Source organism: Microvirga ossetica, from assembly GCF_002741015.1.
Classification (GTDB): domain Bacteria; phylum Pseudomonadota; class Alphaproteobacteria; order Rhizobiales; family Beijerinckiaceae; genus Microvirga; species Microvirga ossetica.
In genome coordinates, this window is the sequence record NZ_CP016616.1 from 5769997 (window position 1) to 5783445 (window position 13449).

A 13449-nucleotide genomic window follows, 5' to 3' on the forward strand; every position below is an offset into this window, starting at 1 on the left:
GCCATGATCGGACGTCTCAACCATGTCGCCATTGCGGTGCGCGACATCGCGGCGGCCTCGGAGATCTATCGCAACACCCTGGGCGCCGAAGTGTCCGCCCCCGAGGCGCTCGAAGAGCATGGCGTCACGGTGGTCTTCATCACGCTCCCGAACACCAAGGTCGAGCTGCTGGAGCCGCTGGGAGCGGAATCTCCCATTGCCCGGTTCCTCGAGAAAAACCCGGATGGGGGCATGCATCACATCTGCTTCGAGGTCGACGACATCCATGCCGCCCGGGACAGGCTTGTGAATTCCGGGGCCAGGGTGCTGGGCTCCGGCGAGCCGAAGATCGGAGCGCATGGGAAGCCGGTGCTTTTCCTGCATCCGAAGGATTTCAACGGCACCCTCATCGAACTCGAGCAGGCTTGAGGACAAGCTGTTGATAAGCTTTGTAAAAGTTCTGGCCGGAACGCTCTGGTCCACGCTCGCCGTGGTGGCGCTAGTCTCGGCCGCCGCGATTGCCGTTGCCGTCAGTGCGTTCGGTCTGCGGGTGAGCGGCGGTCTCGCATTGTATTTCGTGATCTGGTGGATTCTGCTCTTCGCCGTTCTGCCCTTCGGAATCCGCAGCCAGATGGAAACCGGAGAGGTCGTGCGGGGAAGCGAGCCTGGCGCGCCGGCTCTTCCGGCCCTGCGCGAAAAGGCGATCTGGACGACCCTCGTGGCCTCCGTCGTCCTCGTCATCGTCGCTGCCGTCTTTCCGCTGGCGGGGCTCTGAACGTCACGCGAAAAACGGGCGCTTAAAAAGAAAAAGCAAGGCTTTCGCCTTGCCTATACTGCCTTTTGGCAATTTTTGATCCCTGGCTTTCTCAGGCCAGCGCCTCAGGGCGCCTGGGGACCTTGTTCCTCCCGAAACTCGGACCGTAGCCTCGGACCTTTGAAGGTCTGAGACGTTAGGATTTTGCTTATAATCACCTTACCCAGCGGTGTCACCTTTTATAGGCAGGCCCTGATGCATTTTTCGGCATTTCTTGTATTGATCTTTGGTCTAATCCATCTCGCCGCAGGCCGCTCCGGGCGATGACAGCTTGTCTTTTGCCCGGTGCCTGTGTTGTGTGCTGGAAGCGAGTCGCTACCTATTACCTGTTCCGATCGAGACCCAAGGGCGTCCCTTATGCGTTTGAGCCGCTACTTTCTTCCCATTCTCCGTGAGACGCCGAAGGAAGCGGAGATCGTCTCTCACCGGCTGATGCTGCGCGCCGGCATGATCCGCCAGGAGGCTGCGGGAATCTATGCCTGGCTGCCGCTCGGTTTGAAGGTGCTGAACAAGGTCAATGCCATCGTCCGCGAGGAGCAGAATCGCTCCGGCGCCGTCGAATTGCTGATGCCCACGATTCAGTCCGCCGATCTGTGGCGGGAATCGGGCCGCTACGACGCCTATGGCAAGGAGATGCTGCGCATCCAGGACCGGCACGAGCGCGACATGCTGTTCGGGCCGACCAACGAGGAGATGGTCACCGAGATCTTCCGCGGCTATGTGCGCTCCTACAAGGATCTGCCGCTGAACCTCTACCATATCCAGTGGAAGTTCCGCGACGAGGTGCGCCCGCGCTTCGGCGTCATGCGCTCGCGCGAGTTCCTGATGAAGGATGCCTATTCCTTCGACCTCGACCAGGCAGGGGCCGTGCATTCCTACAACAAGATGTTCGTGGCCTATCTGCGCACCTTCGCCCGCATGGGCCTGAAGGCGATCCCGATGCGCGCGGATACCGGCCCCATCGGCGGAAACCTGAGCCACGAATTCATCATCCTGGCCTCGACCGGCGAGAGCGAGGTGTTCTGCCACGCGGATTATCTGAATTTCGACATTCCCTCGGAGGACACGAATTTCGACGACATTCCCGGACTCCAGAGCACCGTCGACAAGTGGACGTCGCTCTACGCCGCGACCTCCGAGATGCACGAAGCCGATGCTTTCGAGGCCGTTCCCGCCGACAAGAAGATGTCGGCGCGGGGCATCGAGGTCGGTCACATCTTCTATTTCGGCACCAAGTATTCCGCCCCCATGGGTGCGAAGGTCATGGGGCCGGACGGGCAGGAGCGGGAGGTCCATATGGGCTCCTACGGCATCGGTCCGAGCCGCCTGATCGCCGCCATCATCGAGGCGAGCCATGACGAGAACGGCATCGTCTGGCCGGAGGCGGTTGCGCCTTTCGATGTGGCGATCCTGAACCTGAAGGCCGGCGACTCCGCAACCGATGCCGCGAGCGAGCGTCTTTATCGCGAACTTGGAGCGGCCGGACGCGACGTGCTCTATGACGACCGCGACGAGCGTCCCGGCGGCAAGTTCGCCACCGCCGATCTCATCGGCATTCCATGGCAGGTGCTGATCGGCCCGAAGGGCCTTGCCGAAGGCAAGGTGGAACTGAAGAGCCGTGCGACGGGCGAGCGTGAGTTGCTCTCGCTCGAGGATGTCGTCTCCCGCCTGACAAGCCGTCAATAGGCGCTCATGGCCAAGACAGCGGAAGCCAAGACGGCACCTTCAGGGACGAAACCCTTCTCGCTTTTCGAGTGGATGCTCGCCGGACGCTACCTGCGCACGCGCCGGCGGGAAGGCTTCGTCTCGGTGATCGCCGGCTTCTCGTTTCTCGGCATCATGCTCGGGGTCGCGACGCTGATCGTGGTGCTCTCGGTCATGAACGGCTTCCGCAAGGAGCTGCTCGACAAGATCGTGGGCATCAACGGCCATATCTTCGTCGCGCCGCTGGAAAGTCCGCTTACCGATTACCCGGAGGTCGCGGCCCGCATCGCGGCCGTGCCGGGAGTCAAACGCGCCATCCCGCTCGTCGAAGGACAGGCCTTTGGCTCCTCGCAATACAACGGCAGCGGTGTCCTCGTGCGCGGCATCCGGCCGGAAGATCTGCGCAAGATCGAGCACATCGCCGGCAACCTGCGGCAGGGCAGCCTCGACGAGTTCGAGAACGGGGAGGGCGTCGCCATCGGGCGCCGCCTTGCCGACGCTCTCTCTCTGCAGGCCGGCGACACCTTCACGCTCATCACGCCGCGCGGCGCGTCGACGCCCTTCGGCACGGCACCGCGGGTCAAGGGTTATCCGGTGAAGGCGATCTTCGAGATCGGCATGTCGGAATTCGATTCCACCTTCGTCTTCATGCCGCTGACCGAGGCGCAGAACTACTTCAACCGCCAGAACGACGTCCAGCTCATCGAGGTCTATCTCGACAATGCCGACCGGGTAGACCAGGCCCGCGCCGCCATCGACGAGGCGGCAGGCCGGCCGATCCTCATGACGGACTGGCGCCAACGCAACCGCACTTTCTTCGGTGCGCTCGAAGTCGAGCGCAACGTGATGTTCCTGATCCTCACGCTGATCGTGCTCGTGGCCGCGCTCAACATCATCTCCGGCCTGATCATGCTGGTGAAGGACAAGTCGGAGGACATCGCGATCCTGCGAACCATGGGTGCGACGCGCGGTTCCGTGATGCGCGTGTTTCTCATCACCGGAGCGTCCATCGGGATCGTCGGAACGATCGCAGGCTTCGGCCTCGGCCTGCTGCTCGCGCTCAATGTCGAGACGATCCGCGACGTCATCTCGCGGCTCACGAACACCAATCTCTTCCCGGCGGAGCTCTATTTCCTGAGCCGGCTGCCGGCGGAGGTGAATCCGACCGAGGTGGCGACCATCCTCATCATGGCAATGGTGCTGTCGCTTCTCGCGACCCTCTATCCCTCGTGGCGGGCCGCGAAGCTCGATCCTGTCGAAGCGTTGCGTTACGGTTGAGTATGTCGGCAGCCTCCTCCCAACCCGCTCTTTACCTCTCCAAAGTCGAGCGCCGCTACCCGCAGGGCGACAGCTTCCTCGACGTTTTGCGTGGCGCCGATCTGGCGATCTGGCCGGGCGAGATCGTCGCCCTCGTCGCGCCCTCGGGCACCGGCAAATCGACCCTGCTGCACGTGGCCGGCCTGCTCGAGAAGCCCGATGGCGGCGAGGTCTTCGTCGGCTCGAAGCCGACCGCCTCCATGACCGATCAGGAGCGCACGCGCGTGCGCCGCGAGGAACTCGGCTTCGTCTATCAGTTCCACCATCTCCTGCCGGAGTTCTCGGCTCTCGAGAACGTGGTGATCCCGCAGCTCATCCGTGGCCTGTCGAAGGCCGAGGCGCAGGACCGCGCCACGCAGCTCCTGACCTTTCTCGGCCTCGGCAAACGCCTCGATCATCGCCCCGGCGAACTCTCCGGCGGCGAACAGCAGCGGGTCGCCATCGCCCGCGCCGTCGCCAATGCCCCGCGTCTCCTGCTCGCCGACGAGCCCACCGGCAACCTCGACCCCAACACCTCCGGCCGCGTCTTCCAGACTCTGGTGGCCATCGTCCGCGCCTCCAAGCTCGCGGCCCTCATCGCCACGCATAACATGGACCTAGCCGCCCGCATGGACCGGCGAGTGACGATACGGGACGGGTTGGTCGTGCAGTTGCCGTAACGTCTTTCGTCGGCATTTGGTGACCGCATGGCAGCGGTCATCTCACCAGCATGCAAGAGAGTTTGGGGCTTCAATTTCGTTAATAAGCTGCAACTTATGTAATATTTGACGTATCGGAATGTGCGTCTTGTAGTAATTGGCTCAAGCAAAAAAGTTAAATTACGGTAACAATCCTATCTAAATCGAGAGTTTAAGTCTTCTCTATTTCGCCTCATCGATAGAGTGCCGGCAGCCGTATGTAGTCAGAGGCCGCCCGATGTCTGCAAGCGGAGGCGCGCTATGTTCCTAACCCCACTCGAAGAAGCTTATTTGCTATACATGGCAGCGCACGGCGGCAAGGCCGGTGGCCAGGACGGGAAGAAAGGTATCTATTGGGGTGCCATGGCTGGCACAGGTGAAGGCGGTGTTGGCGGCGTCAGCGGCGGCTCCAGCGTTCGCGTTGACGTTAGAATTCTTCCCAACGGTGGCGTCAATACGAATGGGGATAACATTAAAGACAAAAGACTAGTCGTGAATGACGATAGGAGCATCACTACGATCATCACGGATAAAAAGGGGGTTGTAACAGTCGTTACGACGCCAGCGGTTATTGCCGCCACTGGAGACAGAGGCGAGGCCGTATCTCTGCCAAAGAACGGAGGGACTGTTTATATCCCCAGGCAAGTGCAGGTGAACACAGAGGTCAAATACATTAGAATACAAGACGACTACACAACAGAGGGCCATCCAAGTCGAGCGGTGGTGCAGACGACTACGACCATCAGATTCTCGGATGGGTCGAACATGGTCATAAGGGACGCCGAACGTTACTATGACGGCGAAAGGAGCCCTGGCTCTGTGCAATTCCGAGGCGTTGAGGACGAATACATCGATAGAATTAGGCTCGAAGACAGCAATCGTGTCGAAAGAGAGCGCTTTGAACTGATCGATGCGCTCAGGGACGGTCGCATGAGGGTCATCCAAACCGGCACCGGGGCTCAGTACCTCAATTATAAAGAGGGCACCGAAGGGGATGACGTGCTTTCCGGCGGAGGGATGCTGAACGGGCTGGGCGGCAACGATGTGCTCAATGGGGCCAATAACCCCTATGATGTGGACGTGCTCGACGGCGGCGATGGCAACGATACCCTGAACGGCGGCGAGGGCATGGACATCCTCGTCGGTGGCGCAGGAGCGGACAGGCTCAACGGCGGCGACGGCTTCGACATCGCAAGCTACGCGCCTGCTTCCGGTGCTGTCGTTGTGAACATGTTTGACGTGAGCCACAATACGGGCGATGCGGCCGGTGATGGCTACGCCTCCGTCGAAGGCATCGTCGGCTCCGAGCATAACGACAAAATCACCGGCAACAATTACAGCAACCGCCTTGAAGGGGGCGGCGGCAACGACACCATCGATGGATCCGGCGGAAGCGATGATATTTACGGGAATGACGGCGACGACTTCCTGATCGGCGGGAGCGGCGCCGATACCTTCGAGGGCGGAGACGGCCGCGACACGGTCAGCTATTACAAGAACCTGACTGCGGTTCAGATCTATATGTCGTCCGTGAACGACAATGTCGGCGCCTATGGCGACACCTACAACGACATCGAGGCGATCGATGGTACGCTGTTCGGCGATGTGATCGAAGGCGATACCTACGAAAACACGTTCTGGGGTGACGCGGGCAATGACACCCTCAACGGGGCAGGCGGCAGCGACACCCTCGCGGGCGGCGACGGTGACGACAAGCTCGAGGGCGGCTGGGGATCCTGGGGCGACCGGCTCGATGGCGGAAACGGCCGTGATACGGCGAGCTATTACCATGCCCAATCAGGCGTGCAGGTTTATCTCTGGGACGTGTCGCGGAACACCGGCGAAGCGGCCGACGACACCTACGTCTCCATTGAGATCATCGACGGGTCGACCCACAGCGACAAGCTCGAGGGCAATGGCGCCGCCAACACCTTCTGGGGCGACGCCGGCCATGATCTGATCAAGGGCTTGAGCGGCGCAGACACGCTCTCGGGGGGCGCCGGCGGCGACCATCTTTTGGGCGGCGAAGGGGCGGATCGTCTCGACGGCGGTGCCGATTTCGACTTCGCCTCCTATGCCGATGCCTCTTCGGGCGTGCTGGTCGATCTGCTCAATATGGCCCGCAACACGGGCGAGGCAGCGGGCGATGTCTATATCTCGATCGAGGGCCTGACCGGCTCGGCCCATAGCGACCAGTTCTATGGCACGGCCGGCTGGGACGGCTTCTACGGCAGCGGTGGCGACGACCAACTCGAGGGCCGCGGCGGCGGCGACCAGCTCGACGGCGGTGAGGGCTTCGACTTTGCTGTCTACTGGAGTGCGGCCTCCAGCGTGGTGGCAAGCCTCGCAACCGGTACCGGCTCGGCGGGTGATGCAGCCGGCGACGTGTTCGTGTCGATCGAGGGCCTGCAGGGCTCGAGCTACAACGACGTGCTGACAGGCAGTGTAGGGGGCAACACGCTCTACGGCTGGGGCGGCAGCGACCAGCTCTATGGACTTTCTGGCAACGACTACATCGAAGGCGGCGACGGAGCTGATACGATCTCCGGCGGTGAGGGCTTCGACTGGCTCCTGGGAAATGCCGGCGCGGACCAGTTCCGGATCGACACGAACCCCTGGTCGGGCGGTGTGGCAGGCGGCACGAGCACGTCGCCGCAGAATGTCGACACGCTTGCCGACTTCAATGGGGCCGAAGGCGACCGGATCGCGCTGAACACCAGCAAGTTCTGGGGGCAAGGCCCGAATGAAAGTATCGTTCACGCGTTTTCGCCGGTGGCGGCCGGCAGCTATGCCTCGCTTCAGAGCAGCGTGTTCGCAATGGGAGCGCAGGCCACTTCGGCGGCCCATAGGATCGTCTACGATCAGGCAAGCGGCTCGATCTACTTCGATGCGGATGGAGCCGGGCGGATGAACGATCAGATCCTGTTCGCCAAGGTGAATGCCGGCACGGCGCTCACCGCTGCGCACTTCCAGCTCTTCACCCTCTGACGCAACTGATCCCAGAGCAATGTCAGAAGCCGGCGCCGAAAGCGCCGGCTTCTTTTTGACCACTGTCCAGCGCATTCCACCGGAACGAGCCTGCCCTGACATCAAGGGAATATTTCCGTTGCGTCAAATCGCCCTTTTAGATCACATGACGCGAGTGACGTCGTGCGGGAGCGGAGATGCCCAAATACAAGCCGAAAGATTGGGGCTATCAGCTTCAGAATGCGAAACCGACGACCATTGCCAAATCGCGACACGACCTGGTCGTCATCGATTACGAGCAGGACGGCCACGGCAGCTTCAGCGCCAGCCAGATCAAACTGATGAAGGCCAAGGGGGCGCACAAGCTCGTCTCCTATGTGAGCATCGGCGAGGCCGAGGACTACCGCGACTATTGGAAGAAGGGCTGGGCGACGAAGAAGCCCGCATGGCTCGAGCGCGAGAATCCCGACTGGGACGGCAATTACAAGGTCCGCTACTGGCATCCCGACTGGCAGAAGCTGACGCTGGATCGAATCCGCGAGGTGGCGAAGGCCGGCTATGACGGGGCCTATCTCGATATCGTCGATGCCTACGAGTACTTCGCGCCGCGGCGTTCCAGCGCGGCGAAGGACATGGTCGATTTCGTCGCGAAGATCGCGGCGGTTGCGCGGGAGATCAACCCGAACTTCCTCATCATCCCGCAGAACGGCGAAGGCCTTCTCAAATACCGCAAGTATCTGAGCGTCATCGATGGGATCGCCAAGGAGGACCTCTATTACGGCCTCGACGGCGACGGCATCCGCAATGCGTCCCAGGAGATTGCCTATAGCCGCAAGTATCTCGACATCGCGCGCAAGGCGGGCAAGTTCGTCCTCAACGTCGAGTATCTGTCGGACAAGAGCGCGGTCTCGACCTATCTGAAGGATGTCTCCAAGACGGGATATGTGCCCTATGTCGGTCCGCGCGATCTCGACAAGCTCAGTTACGACGTGCCGTACGCGTCGTCGAAGGCCGCGCAGGCTGCCGCCGGCAGCATCGCCGCCGGAGATGCGATCCTGATGGGCAGTGCTTCCGATGACCTGTTGAAGGGAGCGGGCGCGAACGATGCCCTGAACGGCCGGGATGGCGCCGACACGTTGTCCGGCGAGGGTAGCGACCTGCTGGTGGGCGGCGCCGGGTGGGACGTGTTCCGTTTCGATACGCAGCCACGTGCCAAGAATGTCGACATGATTGCGGACTTCAATCCGATGGAAGACAGGATTGCGCTGGAGACGACGTCGTTCGGCCTCGATCCCGGGGTGAATGGTGGTTGGTGGAGCCAGACAGGCGGCACGCTCTCCCCGAGCCTGTTCCATGTCGGGCTTAAGGCAAGTACCGGTGCGCAGCGGATCGTCTACGACCAGGCGAGCGGCACCCTCTACTACGATGCCGATGGGTCCGGTCCGACCGGGCAGGCGCCCTTTGCCAAGCTGGCTCCCGGCACCGTGCTGAGCGCGGCGCATTTCCAACTCTTCACGCTCTGAAGCGTCCTTCGATCATCTGAACGCAAACGGCCGGCGTCCAAGCGCCGGCCGTTTGCGTTTCAAGCCATTAAGGCTTTGTTGACTCCGTCCCAACGGCAGGTTGTTCACGCGCTTTACACAGAACATCCAATGAACAAATATGAACATATTGGGAACACGGAGATCAGACCATGCTTCGCTTCATCCTCGAGACCACCGCCGAAATTGCTTCGCTCGCCATGTTCGGGTCCGCCGTGGCAATCTGGGCTCTGGTTCTTTCTCCCATCGCTTGATAGCAGCCGTCCACAGGAGATCCTGTGGATTCACAGGAAGGAAGTCCTTCAATCCTTTCTTAGAAAAGAATCGTGCCACTATGCGCGCCATCGACGAGTAGAGTTTCATGGCGCGCATTCTTCACGATATCGGCTTTGTCCACCTGCATGTGCATTCCTCGTATTCGCTGCTCGAGGGTGCCCTGAAGATTGCGCAGCTCGCCAAGCTCGCGGCGGCGGACAAGCAGCCGGCGCTCGCGCTCACCGACACCAACAATCTCTTCGGCGCCCTCGAGTTTTCCGAAAAGCTCGCGGGTTCCGGCATCCAGCCCATCGCCGGCGTGCAGCTCTCGGTCTGCTTCGAGGAGGCGGACCCGGTCGCCCGCGTGGTGCCGCAGCCTGCGAACATCGTGCTGCTGGCTCAGAACGAGGAGGGCTACCGCAATCTCATGCGCCTGGTCAGCCACGCCTATTTCGGCGTGCCGCTCGGGGAGGATCCGCGCGTTGCGGCTCCGGTCCTCTCCGCTCACAGCGAGGGCCTGATCGCGCTGACGGGCGGCTTCACCGGCCCCCTCGATTCTGCGCTGCGCCACGGCGGACGCCAGGATCTGGCCCAAGCGCGGCTCGACATCCTCAAGAGCGCCTTCGGCCATCAGCTCTATGTCGAGATCCAGCGGCACGGATTGCAGGATGAGCGGCCGATCGAGGGAGAAATGCTGGCGCTCGCCGAACGCAATGGCCTGCCCGTCGTGGCGGCGAACGAGCCCTTTTTCTCGGCGTCGAAGGATTATGAGGCGCACGACGCGCTGCTTGCGATCGCGGAGGGGCAGATCGTCTCCAACGACAAACGCCGCCGCCTGTCGCCGGAGCATCATTTCAAAACGCGTCAGCAGATGATGGAGCTGTTCGCGGACCTGCCGGACGCGCTGCAGGCGAGCGTCGAGATCGCCATGCGCTGCGCCACGCGCGTGAAGACCCGCAAACCCATCCTCCCGAGTTTCGGAACGGGCGCCGACGCCGCCAGCCTCGACGAAGGCGAGGAGCTGAAGCGCCAGGCGGAGGAGGGGCTCGCCGAGCGCCTCGCCGTGCACGGCACCGCACCGGGCCTGACCGAGCAGGATTACCGCGACCGCCTCGACTACGAGATCACGATCATCCGGAACATGAAGTTCCCCGGCTACTTCCTGATCGTGGCCGATTTCATCAAATGGGCGAAGGACCACGATATTCCGGTGGGCCCCGGCCGCGGTTCGGGCGCGGGCTCGCTGGTTGCCTACGCGCTGACCATCACCGATCTCGATCCCCTGCGCTTCGCGCTCCTCTTCGAGCGCTTCCTCAATCCGGAACGCGTGTCGATGCCGGATTTCGATATCGACTTCTGCGTCGAGGGGCGCGAGCGCGTCATCGAATACGTGCAGCAGCGCTATGGCGAAGAGCAGGTCGCGCAGATCATCACCTTCGGTACGCTGCTCGCCCGCGGCGTGATGCGCGACGTCGGCCGCGTGCTCGAAATGCCCTACGGCCAGGTCGACAAGCTGACCAAGCTCGTGCCGCAGAACCCGGCCAATCCGGTCACCCTCGCGCAAGCCATCGAGGGCGAGCCGAAGCTCCAGGCGGCCATCGACGAGGAGCCGGTCGTCAAGCGCATGCTCGACATCGCGCAGAAGCTCGAAGGCCTGCACCGGCACGCCTCGACCCATGCCGCCGGCGTCGTGATCGGCGATCGGCCACTGCAGGAGCTGGTGCCGCTCTATCGCGATCCGAAGACCGGCATGCGCGTGACCCAGTTCAACATGAAATGGGTGGAGCAGGCGGGCCTCGTGAAGTTCGACTTCCTCGGCCTGAAGACCCTGACCGTCCTGCGCACCGCTGTCGATCTCATCCGGCGAAAAGGGATCGAGGTCGATCTCTCGGCGTTGCCGCTGGATGACCGCAAAACCTACGAGATGCTCCAGCGCGGCGAGACGGTCGGCGTGTTCCAGGTGGAATCGGCCGGCATGCGCAAGGCCCTCGTCGAGATGGAGGCCGACCGCTTCGAGGATATCATCGCCCTCGTCGCGCTCTATCGCCCGGGCCCGATGGCCAATATCCCGGTCTATTGCGCCCGCAAGCTCGGTAAGGACGAGCACAACAAGAAGCACTGGTATCCCCACGACAAGCTCGAGCCGATCCTGCGCGAGACCTTCGGCATCATCGTCTACCAGGAGCAGGTGATGGAGGTAGCGAAGGTCCTCTCCGGCTATTCGCTCGGCGATGCCGACCTTCTGCGCCGCGCCATGGGCAAGAAGATCAAGTCCGAGATGGACGCCCAGCGCGAGCGGTTCGTTTCCGGTGCGAAGGAGGGCGGCCTCGACAAGGCGAATGCCAACGAGATCTTCGATCTTCTCGCGAAGTTCGCGGATTACGGCTTCAACAAGAGCCACGCTGCCGCCTATGCGCTGGTCGCGTTCCAGACCGCCTATCTGAAGGCCAATTTCCCGGTCGAGTTCATGGCGGCGTCCATGACGCTCGATCTCGACAACACCGACAAGCTCTCCGAATTCCGCCGCGAGGCGCAGCGTCTCGGCTTCAAGGTCATCCCGCCGTCGATCAACCGCTCCCGCGTGGTCTTCGACGTTCAATACGATTCCGAGGGCAAGGGCGAGATTCTCTATGCGCTTGCCGCCATCAAGGGCGTGGGGCGCCAGGCCATCGAGAGCGTGATCGAGGCGAGGGGCGACAAGCCGTTCACGGATCTCGCGGATTTTGCCCGGCGCATCAACCCGCGCATGCTCAACAAGCGAACGCTGGAGAACCTGATCGCGGCCGGCGCCTTCGACGAGCTGGAGCCGGACCGGGCGAGGGCCTGCGCCTCCATCGACGCGATGATGAGCCTCGCGCAGCAATCCCACGAGGCCGCGAACGGCGGCATGGTCGACATGTTCGGCGGCGTTGCCGCGGCGGGCGTGCAGCTGCGCATCGGACCTTACGAGCCATGGCCCGCGGCTGAGCGGCTGCAGCGGGAATACGATGCCGTCGGATTCTTCCTGTCCGGCCATCCGCTCGACGAATACGGAGATCTCCTCAAGAAGCTGAGGGTACAGACCTGGGTGGAATTCTGCCGCTCGGTGAAGGCCGGCAATTCCGTCGGCCGGGTGGCTGCAACGGTGCTCGATCGGCAGGAGCGCCGCACCAAGACCGGCAACAAGATGGGCATTCTCACCCTATCGGATCAGACCGGGCAGTTCGAGGCCATCATCTTCTCGGAGGGCCTTCAGCGCCTCCGCGAAGTCCTTGAGCCCGGATCCGCCGTGGTCCTCATGCTGCAGGCCGGCCTCGAGGGCGAGGAGGTGAGGGCGCGCATCGGCATGGCGGAGCCGCTCGACGAGGCGGTCGCCAAGCACCAGAAGAGCATGCGCATCTTCCTGCGCGACGAACGTCCGATCATGAGCGTCTATGAGCGGCTCAAGGGACGGGGTGAGGGAGAGGTGTCCCTCGTTCTCATTCTCGACGACGGCGACCGGGAGGTCGAGGTCAAGCTGCCCGGCAAGTACATGGCGACGCCCCAGATCGCCGGAGCGCTGCGCGCGGTCCCGGGCGTCGTAGACGTGCATATGAACTAGGGGCGCCTGCCGGACACGCGGGAATCCCCGTTCGAAAGCCACCGGAATACGTGCCGCCATGGATAGCCCGCTCTCCGATGTCCTCCTCACCGTCGAGGCCGATCCCGATGCCTTTGCGGAGGAGATCGAGGCGCATCTCCTTGCGTCCCTGCGGCAGAACATTCCCGCAAGCGACTATGCCCCCTTCGGCATCGTGGCCCGGAACGCGCAGGGCGAGATCCTGGGCGGCCTGATCGGCGGGACCTCCTATGGCTGGCTGCTCGTCAAGATGCTGTGGGTCGCCGACGAGGCCCGCGGGCAGCGTCTGGGCACGAGAATCATGACACTCGCGGAGGACGTTGTCCGCGAGCGGGGATGTCATGGGGCGTGGCTCGACACGTCGAGCCGGCGCGCCAGGCGTTTCTATGAAAAGCTTGGCTATGAAGCCTTTGGAATATTGGAGAATCGGGATGGCGAGAGGCCTGAAGGCCACGCCCGCTTCTTTCTGGGCAAGCGTTTTGCGCCTCCGGAGGAGGGGCCCTGAGCCTCCACTTGGTGCCGGCATTCCCCGGCTTGCATTTCGGCGCCTTTACCCCTATATGCGCCCACATCCCACACGCGGAATCCCCTCATGAG

Annotated in this window: 9 protein-coding genes; all 9 read left to right on the plus strand. The window is 62.5% G+C overall.

Features of this window, described 5'->3' with window-relative positions; genetic code table 11:
* The first annotated feature begins 3 nt into the window (after positions 1-3).
* Positions 4-408, plus strand: coding sequence for a methylmalonyl-CoA epimerase (gene mce, locus BB934_RS27405; RefSeq protein WP_099512496.1), 405 nt, complete (start codon positions 4-6; stop codon positions 406-408).
* Positions 409-418: 10 nt separating this feature from the next.
* Entirely contained in the window at positions 419-754 is a 336-nt protein-coding gene (locus tag BB934_RS27410) for a DUF1467 family protein (protein ID WP_418294726.1), read from the plus strand.
* Between the two features lie 396 nt (positions 755-1150).
* The gene (gene proS, locus BB934_RS27415; protein ID WP_099512498.1) at positions 1151-2479 is read left to right on the plus strand and encodes a proline--tRNA ligase; all 1329 of its coding nucleotides are present in this window, start codon (positions 1151-1153) and stop codon (positions 2477-2479) included.
* A 6-nt stretch (positions 2480-2485) separates the two neighbouring features.
* Positions 2486-3775 (plus strand): lipoprotein-releasing ABC transporter permease subunit, encoded by a 1290-nt coding sequence (locus tag BB934_RS27420; protein WP_099512499.1) that lies wholly within the window; start codon positions 2486-2488, stop codon positions 3773-3775.
* 2 nt (positions 3776-3777) lie between these two features.
* Complete coding sequence (locus tag BB934_RS27425) at positions 3778-4473, plus strand: ABC transporter ATP-binding protein (RefSeq protein WP_099512500.1); 696 nt, start codon at positions 3778-3780, stop codon at positions 4471-4473.
* Between the two features lie 948 nt (positions 4474-5421).
* Complete coding sequence (locus BB934_RS27435) at positions 5422-7479, plus strand: calcium-binding protein (RefSeq protein ID WP_162299199.1); 2058 nt, start codon at positions 5422-5424, stop codon at positions 7477-7479.
* Between the two features lie 176 nt (positions 7480-7655).
* Positions 7656-8981 (plus strand): MJ1477/TM1410 family putative glycoside hydrolase, encoded by a 1326-nt coding sequence (locus BB934_RS27440; RefSeq protein ID WP_099512502.1) that lies wholly within the window; start codon positions 7656-7658, stop codon positions 8979-8981.
* Positions 8982-9360: 379 nt separating this feature from the next.
* A complete protein-coding gene (dnaE, locus tag BB934_RS27445) occupies positions 9361-12834 on the plus strand; it encodes a DNA polymerase III subunit alpha (RefSeq protein ID WP_099512503.1) in 3474 nt (1157 codons plus the stop codon).
* A gap of 58 nt (positions 12835-12892) precedes the next feature.
* Complete coding sequence (locus BB934_RS27450; protein ID WP_099512504.1) at positions 12893-13357, plus strand: GNAT family N-acetyltransferase; 465 nt, start codon at positions 12893-12895, stop codon at positions 13355-13357.
* Positions 13358-13449 lie beyond the last annotated feature (92 nt).